Raw genomic sequence first — 25,620 nt, 5'->3', positions numbered from 1 at the left:
GACGCCCGGGCCCGGGCAGAGCCCCCGGCCTTCCTGCGCGGCCGGCCGGCCATTCCAGCCTCGTCGGCGTTTCTTCAGGTGCGGGGCCCGGGGCGGAGCCGCGAGCCACCCTCACCCCGCCCGCCCGAAGAACGGCGCGAGCGCCAACTCCGCCGCCCCCTCCGCCACCCCCACCCGCGCGACCTGCACCACCGGCGGAGCCTGGCGGCTCAGCCCCCGCGCCACGAGCACGCCTCGAACCCCGGTCACGAACACCTCCGGGGCCGCCTCGACCACCCGCCCGCCCAGCAGCACCCGGTCCACGTCCAGCAGCGCGACCAGGTTCGCCGCGCCCTCCCCCAGGATCCGCGCCGCCTCCGCCAGGTCCCCGCGGGCCACCGCGTCCAGGCACAGCACCTCCGCGCACCCGCGCCCCCCGCACCGGCACGGCGGGCCGTCCAGCAGGAGCACCTGGTGCCCGAACTCCCCCGCCGCCGACCGGCCGCCGCGATGGACCCCGCCGCCCAGCCACAGTCCGGCGCCGAGCCCGCTCCCGACGTGCAGGTACGCGGCCGTACCGGTCCCCGGACCGGCCCCGGACAGCGCCGCCCCCGCGGCCCCCGCATTGGTGTCCTTGTCCACCCGCACCGGGACCGGCGCCGGCAGCCGCCCCTCCAGCACCTCCCGCAACGGGTACCCCTCCCATTCGGGGAACCCCGTCACCCGGCCCATCACCCCGCTCACGGAATCCAGCGGCCCCGGCGCGGCCACCCCCACCCCGAGCAGTGCCGGCCCCGCCGGCCCCCGCACCCGCGCGCAGGCCCGTACGACTTCCTCCGCCACGGCGTCCGGCCCGGCTCCGAAGTCCAGCGGGCCCCGGCTCTCGGCGAGGACCCCGCCCGCGAGGTCGACCCGTACGGCCCGCAGCTCGTCGCGGTCGATCTGCACCCCGACCGCGCACCGCGCCTCCCGCACCAGCCGGAGCAGGGTCCGCGGCTTGCCGCCGGTGGACGCCGCGCGGCCGGCCTCCGCGACCAGGCCCTCCGCCGCCAGCCGCGCCGTGATCTTGCTGACGGCCTGCGGGGTGAGCCCCGTACGGGCGGCGAGCGCGGCGCGGTCCAGCCCTTCCGGGCCGGCGCCGCGCAGCAGATCCAGCAGCACGGCCTCGTTGTGCCCGCGCAACCCCGGCAGGTTCACCCCGCCACGCCCACCGCTCCCGTCTCCACTACCCCTGTTCACCCGGCCATTCTCCACCCTCCTTGCACTTTGGCAACACTGTTGCCAAAGTAATGGCCATGAGTACCGCACCCCTCCGCGTCGGCGTCATCGGCTACGGACTCGCCGGTTCCGTCTTCCACGCCCCCCTCGTGGCCGCCACCGACGGGCTCGTCCTCGACACGGTCGTCACCTCCGACCCGGCCCGGCAGGCCCAGGCCCGCGCCGAGTTCCCCGACGTCCGCATCGCCACCTCCGCCGAGGCCCTGTTCGGCGGCGGGGACACGGACGCCCCCGACCTCGTCGTGATCGCCTCCCCCAACAAGACCCACGTCCCGCTCGCCACCACCGCCCTCAAGGCCGGCATCCCCGTCGTGGTGGACAAGCCGCTCGCCGCCACCGCCGCCGAGGCCCGCGAACTCGCCGCCCTCGCCGAGCGCAGCGGCACCTTCCTCTCCGTCTTCCAGAACCGCCGCTGGGACAACGACTTCCTCACCCTGCGCCGCCTCCTCGCCTCCGGCGAGCTCGGCGAGATCCAGCGTTTCGAGTCCCGTTTCGAGCGCTGGCGCCCGCAGCTCAAGGGCGGCTGGCGCGAGTCCGGCGCCCCGGAGGAGATCGGCGGCCTGCTTTACGACCTCGGCAGCCACGTCGTCGACCAGGCCCTGGTGCTCTTCGGCCCGGCCGTACGGGTCTACGCGGAGACCGACGTGCGCCGCCCGGGCGCCGAGGCCGACGACGACACCTTCATCGCCCTCACCCACGCGAACGGCATCCGCTCCCACCTCTACGTCAGCGCGACCACCGCCCAGCTGGGACCCCGCTTCCGCGTCCTCGGTTCGCGGGCCGGCTGGGTCAAGTACGGCCTCGACCCCCAGGAGGGCGCCCTGCGCGAGGGCCTGCGCCCGACGCCCGGCACCCCGTGGGGCGAGGAGCCCGAGCACCTCTGGGGCCTCGTGGGCTCCGGCGAATCCCCGCTGACCGGCGGCGGCATCCCGGTCCGTACGGCGCCGGGCGACTACCCGGCGTACTACGCGGCCGTGGCCGCCGCACTGCGCGAGGGCGGCCCCGCACCGGTCACGGCGTACGAGGCCGCGCACTGCCTCGACGTCCTGGAGGCGGCCCGCAGGTCCTCCCGCGAGGGCGTGACCGTCGAGCTCTAACCCCTCCCGTCGGGGGTGCGCGAAGGGGCGGGCCGCCACCGGCAGCCCGCCCCTCACCGCGCTGTGCACTAAGCGCCCTTGAACTCCTGGCGCTGACGGCCGAGGCCCTCGATCTCCAGCTCCACCACGTCACCGGCCCGCAGGTACGGCTTCGGCTCCGGCTGGCCCATGGCCACGCCGCCCGGCGTACCGGTGACGATGACGTCGCCCGGGTACAGCGTCATGAACTGGCTCAGGTACCGGACTACCTCGCCGACCGGGAAGATCTGGTCCGAGGTGTTCCCGTCCTGCTTGAGCTCGCCGTTGACCCACAGTTTGACGCCGAGCACCTGCGGGTCCGGGATCTCGTCGGCCGTGACCAGCCACGGGCCGAGCGGGGTGAAGGTCTCGCAGTTCTTGCCCTTGTCCCAGGTGCCGCCGCGCTCGATCTGGAACTCGCGCTCCGAGACGTCGTTGACCAGCACGTAGCCGCCGACGTGCGCGAGGCCCTCCTCGGCGGAGGACAGGTAGCGGGCGGTGCCGCCGATGACGACGCCCAGCTCGGCTTCCCAGTCGGTCTTCACGCTGCCGCGCGGGATGAGCACGGTGTCGTCGGGGCCGACGACGGTGTCCGCGGCCTTCAGGAACAGGATCGGCTCCGCCGGCGGCTCGGCGCCGATCTCCGCCGCGTGCCCGAAGTAGTTCAGCCCGATGCCCACGACCTTGCCGATGCGCCCGACGGCGGCACCGGTGCGCAGGCCCTCGGCGTCCAGCACCGGAAGCTCTCCGGACGCCGCCGCGTCCCGCACGCGGGACAGCACGGCGTCGTCGGCGAGCACGGCGCCGTCCACATCCGTGATCAGGCCGGACAGGTCACGCAGGGTCCCGTCCTGGTCGAGCAGCGCGGGGCGCTCCGACCCGACGGGTCCGACACGCAGCAGCTTCATGGGCATTCTCCCGTGGTCGTGGGTGGTCGGCCCATGGGCATGCCACGGGCCGGCCGATGGGTTGCGGCCATCGGAGGATTGGTCGATCCTCCAAGAAACCCACCCAATCCGCAAGACCCTGTTCACAGACTGGAACGCGCCCCTCCGGGCGCCCCTCCGGGCGCCCCTCCGGCCTCCCCTGCGGCCGCCGCCCCGGGCGCTCCCGCGCGCGACTGCAGCCAGGCCCGCTCCGCCACCGACCAGGCCGTGGTGGTCAGCAGGTAGAGCCCGGCGGCCAGCGGCACCACGGCAGCGGTGATCAGCGTCCCGAACGACAGCAGGGGCAGTACGCCGCCCAGCTTGCGCATCGCCGCCTGCTGCTCGGCACTGAGCGCGGGCCCCTCCCCGGCACCCTTCCCTGATGCGGGCAGGACGGGCGCGGGCGCAGCGGCAGCGGCCCGCCGCCCCCGCACCGCACTCCAGGCCGCCACCACGCCGATGGCGGCGAACAGCCCGAGGAACACCAGCCCCTGTGCCCCCAGGAGCCCGCCCTCCCCCAGCGCATCGCCCCACCGGGCGCCGAGCGGCACACCGATCAACCGCTCCCGCAGCAGCTCGTCACCCGAGGAGAAGGCCTGGTACATCAGGAAGAACACCGGCAGCTGCAGCAGCATCGGCAGGCACCCCGCCGCCGGGGTCGCACCCCGGAAGGCGGCCCGGCTCAGCGGGTGCAGGGCGAGCCGCACGAGCACGGTGAACAGCACGATCGCGGCAGCGGTCGCGGACTCGGCCAGCACCGGCTCGAGCAGCCGGCCCAGCGCGGCAACAACATGGACGAAAACGGACACGTGGGCCCTCCGAGGGGTCTCGTCGAACGTCGAAAGCAATGCATTCCGGCGTGACGACCCACGAGGGGCGACAACAGAACTCAGTCAGCAGAAGAGGATGGCGCCCCTACGCGGCCGTCAGGACGAGACGGCCGGGTGCCCTGGGCCGCGACCGGCCCGACGCATCCGGATCGCGCTGCGGCAGGAACGCCGTGCGCTGCTCACGGTCGCGGATCTTCGTCCGTATTCGGTGCGGCGCCACGGGCCGCACGAGGCGTCCGGCGGCAGCCAGCGCCTGCGCGCCCACGGCGAGCGTCGCCGCAAGGGCGACCACCACACCCGCGAGCCCGCTCTCCCCGGCGAAGAGCCCGAGCACTCCCCCGAGCAGCGCCAGCGGCAGCAGCAGGGCGAGCACCCTCGAAGTCCGGGAGAACAGGAGGAAGGAGAGCGAGCGCGCACCATCGCGCCGTTGCCGAGCCATCCGAACCGCCCCCTCCCGCTCCGCGCCCGAACTCCCTTACGAGGCCGGGTACTCGTGATCGATACTAACGGCCCCCGCCGACAATCGGCCCGGCCCACTCACCCGCTCACCCGCTCACCCCTTCAGCTTCCCCCACACCACGAGCCGGTACTTGGAGGTGTACTCCGGCGTGCACGTGGTGAGCGTGATGTACGCGCCGGGCTCGCTGTACCCGTACCCCGGCTTCACGATGCTCCGCGGAACCGGCGCGATCACCCCGGTGTCCCGCTCGGTCGTCTCCCCCAGCACCTGCCCCACCACGTACGTGTACCGCCGGCCCCGCACATCGACGATCAGCTCGTCGCCCGCCTTCAGCCGGTTGATGTGGCGGAAGGGCTCCCCGTGCGTGTTGCGGTGCCCGGCCAGCGCGAAGTTCCCCTGCGCCCCGGGCTGCGCGCTCCCGGAGTACTGCCCGACGTACCCCTTGTCGAGCACGGCCCGCCTGTCGACCCCCTGCGCGACGGGCACGGAGAGCCCGAGCCGCGGAATGCGCAGGACGGCGTACGCCCGGTCCTGGGCGGGCGACGGCCGGACGGCAGGGGCCGGCCCGGACGACGCCCGCGCACCGCCCGCCACCCCCTCACCTGAAGGGGAATCATCGCCATCACCCGGACCGGAGGGCACGGGCGCGGGCTCGGCCACGGGCGCGGGCTCGGGCACGGTCGGGGAATCCCCCCACTCCCCCTCCAGCGCCTGGACCTGCTCCTGCGCGGCGGCCACGGCCTGCCGATTCGTCCACCACACCTGGTGCACCACCAGCAACGCCACGACCACGCCCACCGTGGTGATCGCCTCGGCACCCACCCACAACAGCCGCGCGAGCCCGGCCCGGACCCGCCGGCCGCCCCCCTGCACCACCACGGGCACACGATCCGCACGATCTCGCACGGGCGGCACCTTAAGTCTTCCCCCGCCAACTGACCAGCAGCAGTACGGTGTCAACCATGCGCCCTGACACGCCTGCCGAGCACATCGCCGAAGCCGAGCGCCTCATCCGCACGGCGACCCGCTACCCCGAGGACCAGGAGCCCTTGCTCCTCCAGGCCGCGGCCCACCTCGAACTGGGCGACGCCCGGGACCGCGCCAGCGCGCTGTACGACCAACTCCTGGCCGGCTCGCCCGCCAACCCCCACCTGATCAAGGCCCTGCAGGCCGCGAACCTCTGGGAGTACGGCCACGAGCCGGAGGCCCGCGCCCTCATCTCCGGCATCCGCGCATCCGCCCCCAAGGACCCGGCCCCCTGGGAGGTCATCGCCGAGTCCCTGGAAGCCCACGACGAGCTGCAGGCCTCGCACGACTGCTTCACCGAGGCGGCGGCCCTCCTCATCACCGAGGACGAGCCCCTCACCCCCGCCACGACGGCCCTCCTGACGGGCCGCCACCGGGTCCGCCGCCTCCTCGGACTCTCCCACGACGACTGGGACATGGTCGCCGACACCCGCCACATCGGCCCGATCCCGCTCGACGAACTCCACGACCCGAAGCGCATCTGGGCCCTGGGCTCCGACGACCCGGCCGAACTCCGCGCCGAGATCGCCCGCCTCCGGGCCGAACTGGGCGACCGCCGCGCCGCCCTCTCCCGCCCCTTCCCGGTGGCGATCCTGCACTGGCCGGCCCGTGAACTGGCGGAACTCCTCACCTCGTACCCCACGCTGGCGACGGAGTACACCTCCCACGAGGCCCACCTCCGGGAGATCGAATCCTCCCTCCGCGCCCTGGCCGCCTCGGGCACCACGAACCTCGGCATCGTGACGGCGAGCGTCCCCTCGTACGAAGCCTTCGCAGCCTCGGAGAAAACCTCCCCGGCCTCCCCGTCCCTCCTCCCCGAATACGCCACCACCCTGGCAGCCCGAGGCAAGGCCACCCCCTGGCCCCCTTCCCCGAACGCCCCGTGCTGGTGCACCTCGGGCAAGCCGTACGCGGAGTGCCACGCAGGCGAATTGGACTGAAGGCTCAGAGGCCGGGAACAGGAGGGCGAGGGGCACTCGGTCGCCTCGCCCTCAGTCGACCATTCCCCAAGCAACGGCAGTGGGCGACCCGGCCCATCCGTCGCCGGCGCGCCAGATGGACGCGATGCCTTGGTCCTCCAGGTAAGGGGCGTAAGCCAGGATGTCTTCGGTGAACAGCGCCAGGAGGTGAGGGGCTGGTAGCTGTAGCTCTCGGTACCAGAAGTAGCTGTATTCGAGCAGCTGTCCCACGGCTCCACGCACGGCTGCCGTGGGGTTCCCGTGGTCAACCACCTTGACCTCCACCAACAATTCGGGGCCTCCTTCCCCATCGGTCTCTTGCTGGTGCAGCAGCAGGTCCTTGGGGTGAACGCCCAGGTTGGTCGGCCTGTAGCCGCGCGTCTGAATGTAGGAACCGAAGGCCTCTATGAGGGCCTCATGGTGCTGGTTCTTCCGTTGCTGATTGGCGGCAATGTTCGCGACGTACCCGCGGCTGCTCCTCGGCTTGAAACCGGCAAGAGGATCGATCAGCGAAGGATCTCCACCCCTCATCTCTTCATCGGTTGCCGAGCGGAGGGACTGCCGAGCCGCGGCAGCTCGCTGGAGCAGGCTCGCCGCGACATGCAGGTCGCGCGTCAGCACTTCTTCCGGCGGCATCTCACTGATCTCGTAGCGCCTTGCCACCACGCTGGCCACTTCGTACGACTCGGGACGTGAACCTCGTCTACCGCCGAGGGACGGACGGTGGTCCCAGTCAGCCGCGATCCGAGGCGGCAACGCCGAGTGCAACCTCGCCGCCTGCCGTTCCAAATGAGTGAGGAAAGGTTTCCTCTCCTTGATCGCTTTCTCCAGGTCACTCACGCCCTGCTGAAGCGTGAGGGTCACGGAGGTGAGGTCCGTGCTGAAGATGTAGGCAAGGTAGAGGCCACGCTGCGGCTTGAGGTTGATTTCGGGATCGAAGATCCCGATCCATGGAGCACTTGCAGCCCCACCGACACCCCCGTAGCCGCCCACCACGCACCCTTCCGGCAGCGACAAGCCCTCACGGGCGGCAACGCTCCGGAGCAGGTCCTGGCCAGGCACGCCTCGGCCGCACCCGGCTTCCCGGTCGTACTTCTCCGCCACTTCTATGAGCAATTCCCGCATGGTCACATCGGGAAGCTAGGCAGACGTGAACGCATACACCCAGAGATCAATCAAAATCAGACCAGACTTGGCCAGAAATGAACGATCACCCCTCTGACCCCAAACGCCTCAGTCGGACCCCCTTGATACAACTACCGCAGCAACGATCAAGGAGCAGAGGAGCCCGCCGGTGTCCGAAGAACTGACCCGACAAGCGACACCAGTTGCCGGCTTGTACGAGACCCTGATCACCAGCCGCCTGGAGCAGCGCCTCGAAGAGCTCCGCGACGCCGGGTGGCGCTCCACCGAGGGAGTGGTACGAGACGGATCCACCCCGCACGTCCTGACGCGCCACATCGCACGAACGGTCCGCCGCGTCCTTCAGGACCTCACTCCCGCAGAACAGCTCATCGCCGCCAACCACATCTTGTCCTCGCTGACCACGATCGAAGGTGCGACCCAGGCGGTCGACCTCATCGCCGCTGGGCCGCGTGAGCTCCTCGCCATTGCAGACGAAGAGACGCCGGACGTCTACAGTGTCCGCCCGTCGACCCCGCTGACCGAGACCTCGCTGATAACCAACTCACCGGAGGACCCGAGCCTCGGGTCCGAGCTCCGCGCGGAGCTCGCCACTGCGGACCGTGTCGATCTGCTCTGCGCCTTCGTGAAATGGCACGGCCTGCGGGTGCTCGAGAAGGCGCTGAAGGCCGCGCACGATCGAGGCGTACGGATGCGCGTCATTACGACGACGTACATCGGGGCCACTGAGCGTCGGGCTCTCGACCGCCTGGTGCGCGATTTCAATGCCGAGGTGAAGGTCAACTACGAGCTGCGCTCGACACGGCTCCATGCGAAGGCCTGGCTGTTCCGCCGGAACAGCGGCTACGACACCGCATACGTGGGAAGTTCCAACCTGTCGAAGGCCGCGCTCGTCGACGGTCTCGAGTGGAACGTCCGCCTGTCGTCCACCGCCACCCCTGCGATCCTCGACAAGTTCGAGGCCACCTTCGACTCGTACTGGAACGAGGCCGCCTTCGAGAGCTACGACCCGGACAGGGATGGCGAGCGCCTCGATGACGCGCTCAGCCAGGCCAGCCGTGGCACGAGCACTCCCACCGACCGAAGGATCACCCTCTCCGGGTTGGACGTACGTCCCTACCCGCACCAGCGGGACATGCTCGAACGGCTCGAAGTCGAGCGCGAGGTACACGACCGTCACCGAAACCTGCTGGTGGCAGCGACGGGAACGGGCAAGACGGTCATGGCTGCCCTCGATTACAAACATCTGCTGCAGAAGCATGGAAGGGGCCTGCGCCTCCTCTTCGTCGCCCACCGTCAGGAAATCCTGCGCCAGTCCCTCCGCACCTATCAGGACGTGCTGGTTGACGCGAATTTTGGCCAGGAATTCCACAGTGGAATCATCCCTCGCGAATGGGACCACGTGTTTGCGAGCGTTCAGTCGCTCAGCTCCCGCGGGCTGGATCAGTTCCCCCCGGACCACTTCGACGTGATAGTCATCGATGAGTTCCATCATGGAACTTCTGACACCTACCGCAGACTCGTCAATCACTTCAATCCCATGGAACTCCTGGCCCTCACGGCCACGCCGGAGCGCATGGACGGATTTAAGATCCAAGACGAGTTCTTCGACGGCCGTATCGCTGCGGAGATGCGACTCTGGGAGGCCCTCGAAAATGACCTGCTGAGCCCGTTCCACTACTTCGGCATCACCGACAACACAGATTTGACCGCTGTCGCATGGAAGCGCGGAGCCTACGACAAAGACGCGCTGGGCTCCCTGTTCACCGGGAACGACGCTCGGGCACGACTGGTCGTCAAGGCGGTCCGCGACAAGGTGACGGACCCCGGGAGCATGCGTGCGCTCGGGTTCTGCGTCACGGTCGCGCATGCACAATTCATGGCCCACTTCTTCCAGCGCGCCGGCCTCAACGCAACGTGGCTGTCTGGCGATTCGCGCCAAGATGAGCGTAAGTCTGCTCTTGATCGGCTACGACGGGGTGAGCTCCAAGTGATCTTCTCCGTCGATTTGTTCAACGAGGGATTGGACATCCCCGACGTCGACACCCTCCTTCTCCTGCGACCCACGTCAAGCGCGACCGTCTTTCTGCAGCAACTGGGTCGCGGACTGCGGCGCACCGAGGGCAAAGCCGTACTGACCGTCCTGGACTTCATCGGACAGCACCGCAAGGAGTTCCGATTCGAGGTGCCGTTCCGCGCATTGACCAACCTGACGCGCAACCGACTGCTCACCAATATCGAGCAGGACTTTCCTCGACTGCCGTCCGGGTGTGAGATCATTCTTGAACCCAAGGCCAAAGAGTTCATCATCGATAACATTCGCACTCAAATCGGTGTCAATGTTGCGCAACTGGCCCGAGAGGTTGCCTCGTACGCACAGCCGCTCCTCTCGGAATACCTCACCGAGAGCGGACGTGAGATCAAGGAGATCTACCGCGGCAACGGCAATTCGTGGACGGGCCTGCTCCGCCGCGCCAAGCTGCTCGACTCACCTGCCCCCGAGGGTGAGGAGGCCCTCCTGAAGCGGGTGTCCGCCTTCCTGCACGTCGACGACCCCATCCGCGCAGCCGCGTACACGGCTCTCCTCGAAGACGACGCCCCGGCGTACGACGAGATCGATGAGCAGCATCAGGCCTACGCCCGGATGCTCTATTTCTCCCTGTGGCCGCTGGGCGGCTTCAGCAGCTACCAGGAGGGCTTCGACACGCTCCGACCGCAGCGAGCCTTCAGGGAAGAGCTCCGCCAGGTCCTTGCCCACGTACTCGAGGACGTGGATCACGTCCCCGTGCCCATGCTCGGGGACCATGCCGGCCTCCCGCTCACGATCCACGCCTCGTACAGCCGTGAGGAAATCCTCCCGGCCCTGGGTCAATCGTCCGTCGGCGGCTTCATGCCGGGCCACTTCCGCGAGGGAGTGAAGTGGTGCGAAAACATCCAGACGGACGCCTTGTTGATCACGCTGGAGAAGGACGAGAAGGACTTCTCACCGCTGACCCGCTACAAGGACTACGCCATGAGTGAGTACCAGTTCCACTGGGAGTCCCAAAACCAGACGTCCGAGACCTCGCCCACGGGAGTCCGGTACCAGACCCACGTGGAGCAGGGCTCGCACGTCCTGCTGTTCGTCCGCCGCTACAAGAGGACGGACATCGCGGGGCCCCAGCCCTGGATGCTCCTCGGCCCCGCCGAGTACGTCGAACACAGGGGCAGCAACCCCATGGGGATCGTCTGGAAACTCCACCATGAGATCCCTGCGGACGTCTGGACGTACTCGGCCATCGCCGCGGGCTAACCGTCCTGCCCGGTTCTGCTCCCGCGTTTCACCGGTCGGCCGCGGCGTACGTCGCGGCCGCCATCGCCCCCGCCACCGTGAAGACCGCCGGCCAAGCGCCGATCTTCTTCGCCAGGGGGTGCGATCCCGCGAAGGCGGCCACGTAGGCCGTGCCCAGCAGGGCCGTCGTGGTCGGGGAGGTGCGGCGGTGCCACTCGCGGGCCGCGAGGGTGCCGGCGGCGGCGAGGACCACGCCGCCCAGGGGGCGCTTGCCGGTCCAGCGGGCGGTGGCGTAGCCGCCGAGAAGGCCGCCTGCGGCGAGGGCAGACGTGGGGATGCGGGCCATGTTCGTACCTCCGGTCGATCGGGCTTCGATGGGTCGAGGCTTGCGCAGCTTCTTAAGTATCGGCGCCAGCCGCGTGTGTTCGGGTCATGGTGTTCTCCTGAGCTGGTGCGGGATGGTGGACGTGGGTTCGTGGATCGAATGAGTGACCTTTCACGTGGGCTCTCGTTGATCGGATGACAGCATCGGCCGCCATAGGGGGTGAGTGGTGAAGCGAAAGATGCCGCTCGCAGAGGGCGAGGTCTCCCGGACCGCTTGCGCCCGTGGTGTGCTGCGATCCGGAGTGGATGAGAAGACCGGCGAAGTACTGGGCCGGGTTGTGGTGACTCAGCGGGTCGGCTGGTGCGCCGATCTGGTGTCCACCATGGCCCGATCGCTGATCAGCGAGCACTGGAACACATCCGATGTGGGCATGCTTGCCTCTGGGGAGGATGCCGAAGGCCGCGCGTTACCGTCGAACGCGTGGATGGCGCTGCGGCGTCTGGGGTGGGGCGCCTCCGCTCCTGAGGGCGTCAAGGTCAACGACCGCATCGTGCGGATGGCACAGGAGCAGGCCGGGCGCACCCTGCGATCCGCGCAGTGGCGGGCCGAACTCACCACTGGTGTTCTCACGTCGTGGCCCGCCGACCCCGCCAAGCGCACAGCGGATGAGTGGGTGAACGTGCGCGCTGCCGTACCTGGCGGGCAGCACCTTCCCTCCAGCGTCATCAAGAGCCGTACCCAGCAGATTGCCTCATTCGCCAGAGCCAACGGACGCGTGCCCGCTGATCCCTTCGAGTTGGAGGGCGCGCCGGGTGTGGCGCGAATGCTGCTGCTGTCCGCATGCGACGGGCAGCAGGCCACTATCGAGTGCCGCGAGGACGACCCGAGCCGGGTAGTGCTGCGACTGCAACTGCCTGTTCGCCCCGACCCTCGGTGATACCAAGACTGGACCTGGGTGGCCTGCCCCATCAGCCTGCCCCCGACGGTTCCCGCCGGGGCGGTGGTGCACCTGCCCACTCTGCGTCTTCATCAGGGCCAGGTACGTGCCGACCTCGCCTACAGTCATGCCGTACCCATGGCCCGGTGTGTCGGCCACAGGGTCGCGCTCGGCGTGGACTGGGGCCTGAACACGCTCCTGTCCGCCGGAGCTGTCCGACTTCATGATGACGGGCGGATTACAGCCCTGGGCTCGGGTGGCCAGTTCCGGGCTGCAGGCGTCCTCGCCAAGCAGCACCGCCTGCGCCGCCAGTCCGAGAAGCTGCACGCCAAGAACGCCCGGCATCAGCGCCTCACCGGCGGCCGCGCACAGCGAGACCTCACACCGAACCACCCACTGGAGCACAGGCAGGCACTCGTCCAGGACGAGATCCACCGCGTGAACGCCCGCCGCGCAAACCTGGGCGACGCCCTTGCATGGTCCGCCGCACGCTGGGCCGTCGACCAGGCCATCGCCATCAGTGCCACGGTGATCTACCTCGAAGACTTGCGATCCATGGAAGCTCGCGGCATGGGCCGCACCATGAACACCCGTCTCTCCCAAACTGTGCGCGGCCAGATCGCCGAGCACATGCGGCACCTCGCAGCCGAGACCGGTATCACGGTGGTGAGCGTCCCGGCTCGGGGCACCTCGAAGCACTGCCCGAACTGCCTCAGCCCGCTGCGGCACCGCAAGGCCCCCGACCGGCCCACCACCTCGGGTTGGAAATGGGCCCTGTGTCCAGGCTGCGGCTGGCAGGGTGACCGCGACCAGGGGGCATGGCGGCGTATCGCTGCACGTGGACTGACTCACCAAGCCAAGACGGTGGCGGAGCGCAGCACCCCCACCATGGTCATCCGCGCGACCGTTGACCCTCTGGAAGCCCGCGCGGTCATCACGCCGACTTTGCCCATGGCCAGCCGGGACCGGTCCAAGACCGGACCCACCCGGCACAAGTCAACACGTCCGACGCCCAGGCGACGCCGGACACCCTCCCCCACCGGACCGCAAGGCCCGGCGGGCAAGCGTCCGGAGGGACGCGCTCACACGGACCGGACCCGGCTGCCCCGCGCAGCCCACCGGAACCAGGGCGTAACGACGATCAGCACACCCACCACCGGCCGACACCGGCCACGAGGGGCCGAACTGGGCGCGGGATTCCACCTCCACGCCCACGCCACCCCGCCACAATGGGAAACGGTCCCGGATCCACGTCCGACACCGGATCATTCGGCTGATCAGAGACGCTAACGCGAGCGGCGGGTGAGGCGGTGGGCGCCCGCCAGGCCCAGGGTGATGACGGCGCCGCCGAGGACGCCGTTCGGGAGGGCGTGGCGCACCGAGGAGGGGAGCGCGGCCAGGACTCCCAGGATGATGAAGAAGGACACCGCGCAGCCCGCCAGCCAGATCAGCGCTTTGTTCAAGAGGGTGTTGGGCATGGCGCCGGCTCCGGTTCGTGCTCATCGGTCGGGGTGCGTGATGACCGTTCAACTGCTCCGCCCGGTGCGGCGATGCGGGTGGGCCGCAAGGAGGCGCAGAAGTCGGATTTGTCGCACACCCTCCGGATCTGTGGACCCGGCCTTTCCGGAACCTCCCCGGCGTACATTCGCTCTTGGAGACGGGCGATACGACCGAAGCTGCCCAAGCCGGCCCAAGGAGCTGCAAACGTGATCTGTTACGGATCGGCCGTCCTCGACATCACCGACGAACTGGCCGACGCCTACGGCGAGGTCTTCTCCGCTCCGCCTTGGAACGAGGACGAAGAAACCATTCGCCAGTTTTCGACGCGACTCCAGGCCGACAGCCGCCGCGCCGGCTTCCGGGCCGCCTTCGCGCAGTCCGCAGCCGGCATCGACGGATTCGCCACCGCCTGGCTGACGCCCAGGACCTTCCCCTCGGACCGTGGATACGGCCAGGTGGCCGCACAGCTCGGCCGCCAGCGCGTGCAGGAGCTCCTGGTCGGGGCCCTGGAGATCGACGAGCTCGCCGTACGGCCCTACGCCCGCGGCAACGGCACCGGGCGGGCCCTGCTCGCCGAGATCACCGCCGACGCCCCGGATTCCCGCGCCTGGCTGCTCACCGCCCGCGTGGCCACGGACACCGTGGCCACCTACCGCCGCCTCGGCTGGCACGAGGTCACCCCGCTGCCCGGCACGCAGAACGCCGTCGTCGTCTTCCTCGCCCCGGACCACCCCTCGGCCTGAGTGTCGCGCGTCCCCGTCCGGGCATACCCGGCCCATGATCACTCGCATCGCGCAGCGTCAGCTGAACATGGCCACGTACCAGCAGCTCAAGCAGGCCGGCATCCCGTCCGGGACGATCGCCGGGCGCAGCCGCCCCGGAGGGCCCTGGCAGCGGCTCCTGCCGCGGGTGTACCTGCTCCAGACCGGCCCGCCGGACAGCAGGCAGCACGCGCTGGCCGCCGTCCTGTACGCCGCCCGGCCCCCGGCCGACCCCCTCTCCGGCGGCACCGCCGCGCTTACCGGCGGGGCGGCGCTCGCGCTCCTGGGGATCCGCGACGCCCCGCCCGATCCGCTGGACGTCGTCGTCCGCGCCCCGCGTACGGTGGCCGCCGCCGGCCGGGTCCGTACCGGCTCCACCGCCCGCTGGCCGGCGACCATCTCCGTCTCCGGCGTCCCCTGCACCCGCCCCATCCGGGCCGCGGCGGACTTCGCGGCCCGCGCGGACGACCCCGCCCTGGTGCGCTCCGTACTGGCCAACGTCGTCCAGGGCGGCTGGTGCCACCCGCACGATCTGCACGCCGAACTCCGCGCCGGCCGCCTCCAGCACCGCCCCGCCGTCCTGGCCGCCGCCTCCGAGCTCGTCGCCGGAGTGCGCTCCATCGCCGAGGGCCAGGCACGCGACACCCTGGCGGCGACGGATCTGCCCGCCCCGCTCTGGAACCCACGCCTCTACGGAGCGGACGGCTCCTTCCTCGCCAGCCCGGACGCGTACTGGCCGGAGGAGGGCGTGGCGCTGGAGATCGACTCCGCCGAGTACCACTACACGCGCGACGCCTGGCAGGCGACCCTGCAGCGGCGCTTGCGGCTCGAGGCGCACGGCGTACTGGTCGCCAGCACCACTCCGGCCATCTTCCGGGACACCCCCCAGGACGTGATCGCCGCGCTGCGCGCACTCCTCCTGCTGGGAGCGGACCGCTCGGAGCCGGCGCCCGTCTCGGCCCGCGGGCACGCCCAGCTGGAGCTGCCGCTCCCCCGTTACGCCCCCAGGGCGCGGGACAGCGTATAGATCAGGAGGCCCGCCAGGGCGCCGACCACCGTGCCGTTGATGCGGATGAACTGCAGGTCGCGGCCGATGTGGGCCTCGATCTTGCGGGAGGTGTGCTCGGCGTCCCAGGCCGCGACCGTGTCCGTGATCAGCGAGGTGATCTCGGTGCGGTAGGTGGTGACCACGTAGACGACCGCGCCCTCGATCCAGCCCTCCACCTTCGACTGGAGGCGGCCGTCGGTGGCCAGGCGGGCGCCGAGGGAGATCAGCGAGGAGCGGACGCGCAGGCGGAGTTCGCTGCGCTCGTCCTCCGCCGCCGAGATGATCATCGTACGGATGGCCGTCCAGGCGGAGGTGATCACGTCCTGGATCTCGTCGCGGGCGAGCAGCTCGGACTTCAGGCGCTCGACGCGGGCGCGGGTCTCCGTGTCCGACTGGAGATCGGCCGCGAAGTCCGTCAGGAAGCGGTCCACCGCCCCACGCGCCGGATGCTCCGGCATGTCACGCATCTCCGTGACGAAGCGGAGCAGCTCCTTGTACACGCGCTCGCCCACCTTGCGGTCCACGAAGCGCGGGGTCCAGCCGGGGGCCCCGCCCTGGACGGCGTCCGTGATCGAGCCCTCGTGCGTGACGAGCCAGTCGTGGGCCTTGGCGCAGATCAGGTCGACGGCACGGCGGTGGCCGCCCTCCGCGACGACCTTCTCGAGGGTCTTGCCGATGCCCGGGGCGATCTCGGCGGTCTCGGCGCGGCGGGTGACGGCCTCGCCGACGATGGCCTGGACGTCGGAGTCGCGCAGTACGGTCAGCGCACCGCGCAGGGCGGTGGCGAGCTCCGCCGTGACGCGGTCCGCGTGCGCGGGCTCGGCCAGCCAGGCGCCGAGGCGGCCGCCGATGCCGAGGGCGTGCAGGCGGGCCCTGACCACGTCGGCGGAGAGGAAGTTCTCGCCGACGAACTCCCCGAGGGAGACGCCCAGCTGGTCCTTCTTGGTCGGGATGATCGCGGTGTGCGGGATGGGCAGGCCGAGCGGGTGCCGGAAGAGCGCGGTGACGGCGAACCAGTCCGCGAGCGCGCCGACCATGCCGGCCTCGGCGGCGGCCGCGACGTAGCCGGCCCAGGCGCCGGCGCCCCACGCGTGCTGGGCGACCTTGGCCAGTACGTAGACCAGCGCGACCAGCATCAGGAGGCCGGTCGCGGTGGCCTTCATCCGGCGGACCCCGCGGCGGCGCTCCTCGTCGGCGGCGGAGAAGACGAACCCGGCCGGGGCGGTCGGCTCCGCCGGTCCGGGCGGGGTGAGGGTGTCACGGCCGGTGCCGGTGCCGTTCCGCGGGTCGCGGCCGTTCCCGGGGCCGGTGCCGTTTCCGGGGCCGGTGCCGTTTCCGGGGCCGGTGCCGTTTCCGGGGCCGGTGCCGTCGCCTCCGGCTGTGGTGCGGTTCGTCACGTGCTCCTGCCTTCCCCCGGGGGCGCCGGATTTGTCTGCATAGCATCCGACTCCTGGGAGGCCGGAGGAGTTCCCGCCACGCGGTTTCGCTCCCGCGAGGGGGCCGGGTCTGGTGCGGCGCCGTTGCCGGGGCGCTGCCCCGGACCCCGCTCCTCAAGCGCCGGAGGGGCTGGGTTTTCCGGGGCGGGGCTTTGACACCTCGGGTCGGTCCGCGGTGTCCCTCCGGGGCGTCTCCTCGTCCTCGCGCCTGCAGCCGCAGCTGCGCTACGTGAAGGGCGGTTGCGCGCTCGTCCTGCGGGGACGCCCCGCAGTGCCCCCGCTCCCCCCGCGCAGGCCGAGCCGCCCCCGCGTGGGCCGGGGGTGTGCCGCTGGGGTGGGGACACGGCGGAGTGTCCCCGCAGGACGAGCGCGCAACCACCGCTCACTCCACGCAGCACTGCCCGCAGGCGCGAGGACGAGGAGACACTCCGCCGGGGCACTGCCCCAACCAACCGGCCCCGCCGAGCCGAAACCCAGCCCCGCCGGCGATTGAGGCGCGGGGTCCGGGGCAGCGTCCCGGCAACGGCTCCGCGCCCGGCAGACGGCGGCGTGAACCAACTCCGGCCCCGCCGGCATGAGGCGCGGGCAGCGCCCGGGCAACGGCGCCGCGGCCGACAGCCAGGCCCCGCTACAGCTCCTTGCGGAGTGACGGGCCCTCGCCCTTCAGCCGCTTCTGCGCCTTCGGCGTCTTCGGTGGCTTGACCCGCACGTCCACCCCGCCCCAGAAGGCGAAGCCCGTCACGATCACCCGCGGGGCGTCCGGGTCCACCGGGTCCGCGCCGAGGCGCTGGTCGAAGCCGCCCATGATGCCGATGCCCCGCAGGTCCACGGCCACGCCCGGCGGCACGATGACCTGGATGCCGCCCATGACGGCGATGCAGTTGATCACGACCTCGCGCTGCGCGAAGTCCGCCTCGCGCAGGTCCAGCTCCCCGCCGCCCCAGAAGGCCACCGCGTCGAAGCGGGCCGGGACCGTCCACCGGCCCTTGCGCTGGAACCCCGACATGATCGCCACGGCGGTCGTGGACGTGCCCGTACCTCCGATGCGGGCCGACCACGCCGAGCCCCCGGACCCCGGTGCGGCGTACGGAGCGGGCGCCGCCGGCCCCGCCGCAGCCCCCACCGCCGGCAAGTCCCGCGTCAGGGGCTCCAGTTCCGCGTACGTACGCGACTTGTACGCCGCCTCCAGCCGCTCCTCGAACTCCTCCATGTCGAGGCGGCCCTCGGCAAGGCCGTCGCGCAGGCGCTCCACCACCCGCTCGCGGTCGGCATCGGACGCCCTCAGCTCCGGCAACGGCTTCTCCGGCCGCTCGTCGTCACTCATGCGGACCAGACTATGCACGGATCGGCGCCAGTTGTATGGGGCGGACCCGGAGTTGCACCCCGAGACCGACCCCTGATTTCCCCCTAGTGCTGTGGCCGGAGCTCCGGGGCCCCGCCCCTCACCCCCGCCCCGCGTACATCCGCGCGATCACGTCCTCGATGTCCGGCTCCCGCACCGACAGGTCCACCAGCGGGTACTCCGCCGCCACCGCCGCCACCAGCGGCGCCGCCGACTCCCCCGCCGGGAACGCCAGCCACTGCCGCGGGCCCTCCACCTTCACCACCCGCGCGCCCGGCACCTCGATCGGCGCGAACTCCCGGTCCAGGTCGACCACCAGGGTCCGCTCGGCCTCCCCCACCGAACCCGCCGCGTGCAGCCCGCCCAGCGGGCCGTCGTACATCAGGCGCCCGTGGTCGATCACCATCACCCGCTCGCACAGCTGCTCGATGTCCTGGAGGTCGTGCGTGGTCAGCAGCACCGTCGTGCCGAGCTCCTCGTTCAACTGCCTCAGGAAGCCCCGCACCTTCGCCTTGCTCACCACGTCCAGGCCGATCGTCGGCTCGTCCAGGTACAGCACGTCCGGATCGTGCAGCAGCGCCGCCGCGATGTCCCCCCGCATCCGCTGCCCCAGCGACAGCTGCCGCACCGGTACGTCCAGCAGCTCCGCCAGGTCCAGCCGCTCCACGCAGCGCTCCAGGTTGGTCCGGAACCGCGCCTCCGGGATCCGGTACATGCGCCGCATCAGCCCGTACGAGTCCTTCAGCGGCAGGTCCCACCACAGCGTGGTCCGCTGCCCGAACACCACCCCGATCCGGTGCGCCAGCCGCATCCGCTCGCGCGCCGGATCGATGCCCGCGACGCGCAGCCGGCCGCCGCTGGGGGTCAGGATCCCGGTCAGCATCTTGATCGTCGTCGACTTCCCGGCGCCGTTCGGCCCGATGTAGCCGACCACCTCACCGCGGGCCACCTCGAAACTGATCCCGTCCACCGCTCTGACCTGGCGTTTCTCCCGCCTCAGCGGGCCCACCCGACGCCTCACGTCGAAGACCTTCTCGACCCCGTCCAACGAGATCAGCACATCCGGCACAGCTAGCTCCCCGTACTCCGGTACGAACGGACACCCGCACGCCACGCCAGCGACGCGGGCAGGAACACCACGAAGGCCACCAGCGGGCTCAGGTACGCGACCCACCCCGGCAGCCCCAGCGGATCGGGCCGCCCCAGCAGGTACAGCGCCGGCAGCCAGTTGACGAAGGACAGCGGCACGATGAAGGTCACCGCGCGCACCAGGTCCTTCGCGAACACCGTCGGGGGGTACTGCAGCATCGTGTTCCCGCCGTACGTGAAGGAGTTCTGCACCTCCGCCGCATCCCCCGCCACGAACTGGAACGCCGCCCCCGCCACCATCACCGCACCGAAGATCCCCGCCCCCGACACGATCATCACCGGCACCAGCAGCACCTTGCCCGGCGTCCAGTCGAGCTGCCCGGACAGCTCCCAGAACGCCCAGCCCAGCACCCCCAGCCCCTGCACCACCCGCCCCAGCCTGCGCAGCGCGAACCGGTCCGCCGCCACCTGCGCGAGCACCGGAACCGGACGCACCAGCATCGTGTCGAGCGACCCGTCGCGGATCCGGACGCCGATCCGGTCCGTATTGCCGAGCAGCAGGTCCGCCAGGCCCAGGGAGGCCGAGGCGGTCCCGTACAGCAGGGCGATCTCGGGCAGCGTGAAACCGCCCAGCACGTCCACGTGCGAGAACATGATGAAGATCGCGACGAAGTCCAGGAGGGTGATCGCCGCGTTCCCGAAGGCCGACAGCAGGAACGACGTCCGGTACGTCATCGTCGACCGGATCCACATCCCCACGATCAGCCCGTAGCCCCGCACCCCCTCCACCGCCCGGCTGCGCCGCCGCGGCTCCCCGGACGCAGAAGCCGCCGCGCCCCGCCCCGGGTCCGAACCCCGCCCCGGGCCGGAACCGCGCCCGGGCTCCGGCTCCCGCTCCACCAGCGTCGTCTCAACCACCCTGCACCACCACCTTGCGCGTCGCCGCCGACTGCAACAGCCGCCCCACGCCCAGCAGTACGAGCGCCCACCCGGCCTGGAAACCGAGCGCCTGCGCCACGCCTCCGGCCCCCGCGTGCTTGCCCATCAGCACGTCCACCGGGACCTGCAGGATCGCCGACCACGGCAGCGCCCGCACGAACTCCCCGAAAGCGCCCGGGAAGACGGACAGCGGCAGCAGCATCCCCGAGAAGAAGATCGAGACGACCGTGGCCATCAGGTTGATCCCCGATCCGTCCATCAGCCAGAACGCCATCAGGCCCAACAGGTAGCGCACGGCGAAACTCACCACCAGACCGAGCGCGACGGACACCAGGAACAGCGCCCAGCGCACCGGATCAGCCGGCAGCGCCAGCGTGAAGACCAGCGAACCGGCCAGCACCGGCGCCACCCCGCGCCCCAGCAGCTGGAAGGCCGCCCGGCCCATGTCCGCTGCCAGCCACCACATCTGAAGGTCCGCCGGCCGGTACAGGTCGACCGCGATGTCACCCGTACGGACGCGCTCCTGGATCTCCTCGTGGAAGCCGCCGCCGAGCAACGACGCTGCGGCGAGCAGCGACTGGCTCACCCAGACGAAGGTCAGGGCCTCCGCCTGGTCGTAACCGCCCAGCCCGGGGCGCTCGTCCCACAGCGCCATGTACGTGTACGCGACGATGAAACCGAACACGGTGTTGGTGAACACCCCGGCCGCCGTCGCCGTCCCGTACGTGGCGTAGCGCCGGAACCCGCCGGCGGCCACCGCCAGGTAGAGGCCCACTCGCTGACGCACCGTATCCCTCCGTTTTCCAGGTCGTTCCTACGTCGGCCAAAGCGCGCGAGCTTAGTGCGGAGGGGCGATCCACGCGACCGATTTACGCCCGTCCGGAGCGGAATCACCGGCCATCGGGTAGACACAATGAGGTACAGAAGTGGATATTTCGAACGGCGTCGAGGAGTCCCTGGAGATGAGCGACCAGTCACCACCCCCGGGCTGGACCCCTCGCGACCCGGACTCCCCCGACGAACAGCAGCAGCCGCGCGCACAGCAGCCCGGCGCCCCCGGAAATCCGCCCGAGGCCGGCAGGCCCGGAAGGCCGGGAAGGAAGCCGCGCCGCCAACGCACCGGCTGGCGGCGGCTCGTCCCCACCTGGCGCATGGTCCTGGGCACCGTGCTCCTCGTCGCCCTGCTGCTCGGCGGCGCCCTCGTCGCGGGCTACCTGCTGGTCGACATCCCCCCGGCCAACTCCGCCGCCACCGCGCAGTCCAACGTCTACCTCTACTCCGACGGCTCCCAGCTCGCCCGCGACGGCGAGGTCAACCGCGTCAACGTCCCGCTCTCGCAGATCCCCCGGACCGTCCAGGAAGCCGTACTCGCCGCAGAGGACCGGGACTTCTACTCCGAGCGCGCGGTCGACCCCAAGGCGATGCTCCGAGCCGCCTGGAACACGGCCACCGGCAAGGGCACCCAGTCCGGCTCCACCATCACCCAGCAGTACGTCAAGAACTACTACCTGGGTCAGGAACAGACCATCAAACGCAAGGTCAAGGAGTTCTTCATCGCGATCAAACTCGGTCGCGAGAAGTCGAAGGCCTACATCCTCGAGGGCTACCTCAACACCAGCTACTTCGGCCGCAACGCCTACGGCATCCAGGCCGCCTCCCAGGCCTACTACGGCAAGGACGTCGGCAGACTCAGCGCCGCCGAGGGCGCCTACCTCGCCACCCTCCTCAACTCCCCCAGCGCCTTCGACGTCGTCTCCCACCCCCAGGGCCGCGACCGCGCCCTCGCCCGCTGGAACTACGTACTCGACGGCATGGTCAAGAAGGGCTGGATGCCGGCCGTCGAACGGGCGGCCACCCGGTTCCCCGAACCGGGCAAGGTCCGCCCCGCCGCCGGGCTGTCCGGGCAGCGCGGCTACCTCGTGGAGGCGATCAAGGACTACATCACCGACAACAAGATCCTCGACGAGAAGACCCTCGCAGAGGGCGGCTACCGGATCACCACCACCATCGACAAGCGCCGCCAGAACGCCTTCGTGGACGCCGTCAACGCCGAGGTCATCAGCAAGCTCGAACCCGCGACCCGCAAGGCCGACCGCTACGTGCGCGCCGGAGGCGTATCCATCGACCCGGCCACCGGCAAGGTCGTCGCCATGTACGGCGGCATCGACTACACCAAGCAGTACGTGAACAACGCCACCCGGCACGACTACCAGGTCGCCTCCACCTTCAAGCCGTTCGTCTTCGCGGCCGCCGTCCAGAACGACTCCCGCACCCAGGACGGCCGCCGCATCACGCCGTACACGATCTACAACGGCGACAACAAGCGCCGCGTCGTCGGAAGCCGGATCCCCTACGCCCCCGAGAACGAGGGCCAGGTCTCCTACGGCAACATCACCGTCAACACCGCCACCGACCTCTCCGTCAACGCCGTCTTCGCCCAGATGGTCGTCGACGTCGGCACCGTGAAGGTCAAGAAGACCGCCGTCGACCTCGGCATCCCCGAGGACACCCCGAACTTCGTGCTCGGCCCGGCGATGGCCCTGGGCACCCTCCAAGCCAGCGTCCTCGACATGACCCAGGCGTACGCGACCCTCGCCGACCACGGCCGCCGCACCCCGTACACCTTCCTGGAGAAGATCACCAAGGAGGGCGACACCATCGGCCTGCCCGCGCGCACCCCCGCCCAGGCCGTCAGCCGCGAGTCCGCCGACACCACCACGTCCATGCTGGTCAGCGTCGTCGACAACGGCACCGGCACCGCGGCGCTCGCCGCCGGCCACCCGGCCGCCGGAAAGACCGGCACCGCCGAACTGGACCGCTCGGCCTGGTTCGCCGCCTACACCCCGAACCTGGTCACGGTGGTCTCGATCATGGGCCAGGACCCCGACACCGGAACCCTCGAATCCCTCTACGGCGCCCTCGGCGAAGCGCGCATCGGCGGAGGCGGCTACCCCGCCCGCATCTGGGCCGCCTATACGAAGACGGCCCTGGCGGGCACCGAGCCCGAGGACTTCGACCTCGAACTGCAGCCGGGCGCGGTCCCGCCCCCGCCCTCGCCCAGCTTCGAGCCGACCTCGCCGGAGGAGACCCCGGAGGAGCCCTTCCCGAGCCGCCCCGGCCGCCCGAACCGGCCCACGCCCCCGAACGGGACGAACGGCCAGAACCAGGGCGGGCAGAACAACGGCGGTCAGAACCAGGGCGGCCAGAACAACGGGGGCCAGAACCAGGGAGGCCAGAACAACGGAGGTCAGAACAACGGGGGCCAGGACAACGGCGGCGCCACCGCGGGCGACCAGGGCGGCACCACCACCGGCAGCACCCAGGGCGCCGACGCGGGCACCGGCGCGGACGCGGGCACGGGGGCGGGCGCAGCGGGCCGCCGCCCGCCGCCGTCCGCGTTCCTCGAATAGGGGGCCGGGTCCGGTCGGGCCGGGACCGGACGGGCTAGTGCCCCGAGGTGGCCTTCAGCCCCACCACGGCCACCAGCAGCAGGCTGATGAAGAAGATCCGGGCGGCGGTGACGGGCTCACCCAGCACCGCCATGCCGAGCACGGCCGCACCGGCGGCGCCGATGCCCACCCACACCCCGTACGCGGTACCGATGGGCAGGGTCTTCGCGGCGTACGACAGCAGCACCATGCTCGCGACGATCCCGGCACCCGTGAACACACTGGGCCACAGCCGGGTGAAACCGTCGGTGAACTTCATGCCGATCGACCAGCCGACCTCGAGCAGGCCTGCGACGAGAAGAAGAACCCATGCCATGACGGCACCTCCGGGACGACGAGAAATCGAGCGGTACGGGGGTGCGTCGTCTTGTCCTTGACCCGGTACGGCGCGTCTCGTCGGGGTTCTCCTCCACCGTAGCAAAGGGACACGAAAGGGGCCGGTGATCTCGATCACCGGCCCCTACGCTCTGCTTGGCTGCCTACAGGTACAACCCGGTGGAGTCGGTCGACCCCTCCAGCCGCTCCGCGGCCACCGCGTGCAGGTCCCGCTCGCGCATCAGCACGTACGTCGCCCCGCGCACCTCCACCTCGGCCCGGTCCTCGGGGTCGTACAGCACCCGGTCGCCCGGCTCCACGGACCGTACGTTCTGCCCGACCGCGACCACCTCGGCCCAGGCCAGCCGCTTGCCGACCGCGGCCGTCGCCGGAATCAGGATGCCGCCGCCCGAGCGGCGCTCGCCCTCCGGCAGGTCGGACTTCACGAGCACGCGGTCGTGGAGCATGCGGATGGGCAGCTTGTCGTGGGTGGTGTTCTCGCTCACGCCTCGAACTTACCTGCCCGCGCCCGCCCTGTACTCCGGAGGGTCATCCCCGCTTGCGGCGCGCCGCCACGACGATCAGCCCCACGATCCCCACGGCGACCAGCGCGACGGGCACGATCCGGTCGACGCGCGGAGCCCCGTTCTCATCGCGCAGCCCGGCCTGTACGTCGCTGACGCACCGGTTCACGGCGGCGAAGGCCCGCCCGGCCGTGTGGTCGACGGTCGAGGCGACCCTGGCCTTCGCGTCCCCGATGATCGTGCTCGGGTGCATCCGCACACCGATCTCGTCGAGCGTCTCGGCGAGCTGCTCGCGGCGGCGGACGATGTCCGCCTCGATCTGTGCGGGGGTCCTGGCTTCCGGCACCGCGCTGCCTCCGTCGTCGTTTGTCGTCGTGTCCTGCATGGGGCGTAGTGCCCCGTGGACTCATCGTCAGCTTAGTCTCGTTGCATAACGATGCTGGTGCCCTCCCGAGGAGACTGTTGACATGAGCGAGCGACTGCAGCCGGGCGACACCGCCCCCGCCTTCACCCTGCCCGACGCGGACGGCAACGAGGTCTCGCTCGCCGACCACAAGGGCCGCAAGGTCATCGTGTACTTCTACCCGGCGGCCCTGACCCCGGGCTGCACGAAGCAGGCCTGCGACTTCACGGACAACCTGGACGTGCTGGCCACGGCCGGCTACGACGTCATCGGCGTGTCCCCGGACAAGCCGGAGAAGCTGGCGAAGTTCCGGGAGCAGGAGCACCTGAAGGTCACGCTGGTCGGCGACCCGGAGAAGGCCGTGCTGGAGGCCTACGGTGCGTTCGGCGAGAAGAAGCTGTACGGCAAGACGGTCACGGGCGTCATCCGCTCGACGGTGGTCGTGGACGAGGAGGGCAAGGTGGAACACGCCTTCTACAACGTCAAGGCCACGGGCCACGTAGCCAAGATCATCAAGGACCTGGGCATCTGACCCCACCCCCTGCCGGGCCGGCCCGCACCCACT

The 25,620-nt window shown here is 70.7% G+C and carries 25 protein-coding genes and 1 riboswitch; of the genes, 9 read left to right on the top strand and 16 right to left on the bottom strand.

Annotated elements, in window-relative coordinates; translation table 11 throughout:
- Nucleotides 1-111: 111 nt before the first annotated feature.
- Nucleotides 112-1,218 carry an ROK family protein gene (locus ACIGFK_RS29025; protein WP_386467821.1) on the bottom strand — a complete coding sequence of 369 codons (1,107 nt, stop codon included), beginning with the start codon at nucleotides 1,216-1,218 and terminating at the stop codon, nucleotides 112-114.
- A 56-nt stretch (nucleotides 1,219-1,274) separates the two neighbouring features.
- Here ACIGFK_RS29025 and ACIGFK_RS29020 point away from each other — a divergent pair, with 56 nt between their 5' ends.
- Nucleotides 1,275-2,354, top strand: coding sequence for a Gfo/Idh/MocA family oxidoreductase (locus ACIGFK_RS29020; RefSeq protein ID WP_376655637.1), 1,080 nt, complete (start codon nucleotides 1,275-1,277; stop codon nucleotides 2,352-2,354).
- 68 nt (nucleotides 2,355-2,422) lie between these two features.
- Here the strand turns inward: ACIGFK_RS29020 and ACIGFK_RS29015 are convergent, their stop codons facing one another.
- The 4 genes from ACIGFK_RS29015 to ACIGFK_RS29000 all read right to left on the bottom strand — a co-directional run bounded on the left by ACIGFK_RS29015 (nucleotide 2,423) and on the right by ACIGFK_RS29000 (nucleotide 5,467).
- The gene (locus ACIGFK_RS29015; protein WP_376655636.1) at nucleotides 2,423-3,280 is read right to left on the bottom strand and encodes a fumarylacetoacetate hydrolase family protein; all 858 of its coding nucleotides are present in this window, start codon (nucleotides 3,278-3,280) and stop codon (nucleotides 2,423-2,425) included.
- Nucleotides 3,281-3,402: 122 nt separating this feature from the next.
- A complete protein-coding gene (locus ACIGFK_RS29010; RefSeq protein WP_400054173.1) occupies nucleotides 3,403-4,107 on the bottom strand; it encodes a YidC/Oxa1 family membrane protein insertase in 705 nt (234 codons plus the stop codon).
- 106 nt (nucleotides 4,108-4,213) lie between these two features.
- Nucleotides 4,214-4,567, bottom strand: a complete 354-nt coding sequence (locus ACIGFK_RS29005) for a DUF6412 domain-containing protein (protein ID WP_376655634.1) — start codon at nucleotides 4,565-4,567, stop codon at nucleotides 4,214-4,216.
- Between the two features lie 114 nt (nucleotides 4,568-4,681).
- The gene (locus ACIGFK_RS29000; protein ID WP_376655633.1) at nucleotides 4,682-5,467 is read right to left on the bottom strand and encodes a class E sortase; all 786 of its coding nucleotides are present in this window, start codon (nucleotides 5,465-5,467) and stop codon (nucleotides 4,682-4,684) included.
- An 83-nt stretch (nucleotides 5,468-5,550) separates the two neighbouring features.
- Between ACIGFK_RS29000 and ACIGFK_RS28995 the strand changes: the two genes are divergently transcribed.
- The gene (locus ACIGFK_RS28995) at nucleotides 5,551-6,555 is read left to right on the top strand and encodes a tetratricopeptide repeat protein (protein ID WP_400054171.1); all 1,005 of its coding nucleotides are present in this window, start codon (nucleotides 5,551-5,553) and stop codon (nucleotides 6,553-6,555) included.
- Nucleotides 6,556-6,606: 51 nt separating this feature from the next.
- On the opposite strand, the gene ACIGFK_RS28990 is transcribed toward ACIGFK_RS28995, so the two are convergent.
- Entirely contained in the window at nucleotides 6,607-7,698 is a 1,092-nt protein-coding gene (locus ACIGFK_RS28990) for an MrcB family domain-containing protein (RefSeq protein ID WP_400054199.1), read from the bottom strand.
- Between the two features lie 169 nt (nucleotides 7,699-7,867).
- Between ACIGFK_RS28990 and ACIGFK_RS28985 the strand changes: the two genes are divergently transcribed.
- Nucleotides 7,868-11,008 carry a DUF3427 domain-containing protein gene (locus ACIGFK_RS28985; RefSeq protein ID WP_400054169.1) on the top strand — a complete coding sequence of 1,047 codons (3,141 nt, stop codon included), beginning with the start codon at nucleotides 7,868-7,870 and terminating at the stop codon, nucleotides 11,006-11,008.
- Between the two features lie 28 nt (nucleotides 11,009-11,036).
- Here ACIGFK_RS28985 and ACIGFK_RS28980 read toward each other — a convergent pair whose 3' ends face one another.
- Nucleotides 11,037-11,333 (bottom strand): hypothetical protein, encoded by a 297-nt coding sequence (locus ACIGFK_RS28980; RefSeq protein WP_386467812.1) that lies wholly within the window; start codon nucleotides 11,331-11,333, stop codon nucleotides 11,037-11,039.
- A gap of 280 nt (nucleotides 11,334-11,613) precedes the next feature.
- On the opposite strand from ACIGFK_RS28980, the gene ACIGFK_RS28975 reads away from it, so the two are divergent.
- Together ACIGFK_RS28975 and ACIGFK_RS28970 are read left to right on the top strand one after the other, a co-directional pair.
- Nucleotides 11,614-12,249: a hypothetical protein gene (locus tag ACIGFK_RS28975; protein WP_400054168.1), complete on the top strand. Its 636-nt coding sequence runs from the start codon at nucleotides 11,614-11,616 to the stop codon at nucleotides 12,247-12,249.
- A 63-nt stretch (nucleotides 12,250-12,312) separates the two neighbouring features.
- Complete coding sequence (locus ACIGFK_RS28970) at nucleotides 12,313-13,539, top strand: zinc ribbon domain-containing protein (RefSeq protein WP_400054166.1); 1,227 nt, start codon at nucleotides 12,313-12,315, stop codon at nucleotides 13,537-13,539.
- Here ACIGFK_RS28970 and ACIGFK_RS28965 read toward each other — a convergent pair.
- Nucleotides 13,536-13,727, bottom strand: a complete 192-nt coding sequence (locus ACIGFK_RS28965) for a hypothetical protein (protein WP_386467807.1) — start codon at nucleotides 13,725-13,727, stop codon at nucleotides 13,536-13,538. The genes ACIGFK_RS28970 and ACIGFK_RS28965 overlap by 4 nt on opposite strands.
- A 228-nt stretch (nucleotides 13,728-13,955) precedes the next feature.
- Between ACIGFK_RS28965 and ACIGFK_RS28960 the strand changes: the two genes are divergently transcribed.
- Together ACIGFK_RS28960 and ACIGFK_RS28955 are read left to right on the top strand one after the other, a co-directional pair.
- Entirely contained in the window at nucleotides 13,956-14,492 is a 537-nt protein-coding gene (locus ACIGFK_RS28960) for a GNAT family N-acetyltransferase (protein ID WP_386467805.1), read from the top strand.
- A gap of 34 nt (nucleotides 14,493-14,526) precedes the next feature.
- Nucleotides 14,527-15,537, top strand: a complete 1,011-nt coding sequence (locus ACIGFK_RS28955; protein WP_400054164.1) for a hypothetical protein — start codon at nucleotides 14,527-14,529, stop codon at nucleotides 15,535-15,537.
- Here the strand turns inward: ACIGFK_RS28955 and ACIGFK_RS28950 are convergent.
- From ACIGFK_RS28950 to ACIGFK_RS28930, 5 genes are all read right to left on the bottom strand, one after another.
- Entirely contained in the window at nucleotides 15,507-16,955 is a 1,449-nt protein-coding gene (locus ACIGFK_RS28950; RefSeq protein WP_400054162.1) for a DUF445 domain-containing protein, read from the bottom strand. The genes ACIGFK_RS28955 and ACIGFK_RS28950 overlap by 31 nt on opposite strands.
- 667 nt (nucleotides 16,956-17,622) lie before the next feature.
- Entirely contained in the window at nucleotides 17,623-18,318 is a 696-nt protein-coding gene (locus ACIGFK_RS28945) for a DUF1707 domain-containing protein (protein ID WP_400054160.1), read from the bottom strand.
- Between the two features lie 118 nt (nucleotides 18,319-18,436).
- Nucleotides 18,437-19,405, bottom strand: coding sequence for an ATP-binding cassette domain-containing protein (locus ACIGFK_RS28940; protein WP_386467799.1), 969 nt, complete (start codon nucleotides 19,403-19,405; stop codon nucleotides 18,437-18,439).
- Nucleotides 19,406-19,407: 2 nt separating this feature from the next.
- On the bottom strand, nucleotides 19,408-20,178 hold the full coding sequence (locus tag ACIGFK_RS28935; protein WP_376655673.1) for an ABC transporter permease: 771 nt from the start codon (nucleotides 20,176-20,178) through the stop codon (nucleotides 19,408-19,410).
- Between the two features lie 157 nt (nucleotides 20,179-20,335).
- Complete coding sequence (locus ACIGFK_RS28930) at nucleotides 20,336-21,139, bottom strand: ABC transporter permease (protein ID WP_386467860.1); 804 nt, start codon at nucleotides 21,137-21,139, stop codon at nucleotides 20,336-20,338.
- A 187-nt stretch (nucleotides 21,140-21,326) separates the two neighbouring features.
- Between ACIGFK_RS28930 and ACIGFK_RS28925 the strand changes: the two genes are divergently transcribed.
- Nucleotides 21,327-23,774, top strand: a complete 2,448-nt coding sequence (locus ACIGFK_RS28925) for a transglycosylase domain-containing protein (protein ID WP_376655671.1) — start codon at nucleotides 21,327-21,329, stop codon at nucleotides 23,772-23,774.
- Between the two features lie 34 nt (nucleotides 23,775-23,808).
- Here ACIGFK_RS28925 and ACIGFK_RS28920 read toward each other — a convergent pair whose 3' ends face one another.
- From ACIGFK_RS28920 to ACIGFK_RS28910, 3 genes are all read right to left on the bottom strand, one after another.
- Nucleotides 23,809-24,129 carry a multidrug efflux SMR transporter gene (locus ACIGFK_RS28920; RefSeq protein ID WP_361137712.1) on the bottom strand — a complete coding sequence of 107 codons (321 nt, stop codon included), beginning with the start codon at nucleotides 24,127-24,129 and terminating at the stop codon, nucleotides 23,809-23,811.
- 40 nt (nucleotides 24,130-24,169) lie between these two features.
- Nucleotides 24,170-24,242, bottom strand: a riboswitch (guanidine-III (ykkC-III) riboswitch).
- A 50-nt stretch (nucleotides 24,243-24,292) separates the two neighbouring features.
- Nucleotides 24,293-24,634: a GroES family chaperonin gene (locus tag ACIGFK_RS28915; RefSeq protein WP_376655616.1), complete on the bottom strand. Its 342-nt coding sequence runs from the start codon at nucleotides 24,632-24,634 to the stop codon at nucleotides 24,293-24,295.
- 43 nt (nucleotides 24,635-24,677) lie between these two features.
- A complete protein-coding gene (locus ACIGFK_RS28910; RefSeq protein WP_376655615.1) occupies nucleotides 24,678-25,037 on the bottom strand; it encodes a DUF3618 domain-containing protein in 360 nt (119 codons plus the stop codon).
- A gap of 82 nt (nucleotides 25,038-25,119) precedes the next feature.
- On the opposite strand from ACIGFK_RS28910, the gene bcp reads away from it, so the two are divergent.
- A complete protein-coding gene (gene bcp / locus ACIGFK_RS28905) occupies nucleotides 25,120-25,587 on the top strand; it encodes a thioredoxin-dependent thiol peroxidase (RefSeq protein ID WP_376655614.1) in 468 nt (155 codons plus the stop codon).
- Nucleotides 25,588-25,620 lie beyond the last annotated feature (33 nt).

The sequence above is a fragment of the Streptomyces sp. NPDC085524 genome (assembly GCF_044541755.1).
In the GTDB taxonomy this organism is placed as follows: Bacteria; Actinomycetota; Actinomycetes; order Streptomycetales; family Streptomycetaceae; genus Streptomyces.
This window is presented reverse-complemented; position numbering and strand designations above follow the sequence as displayed.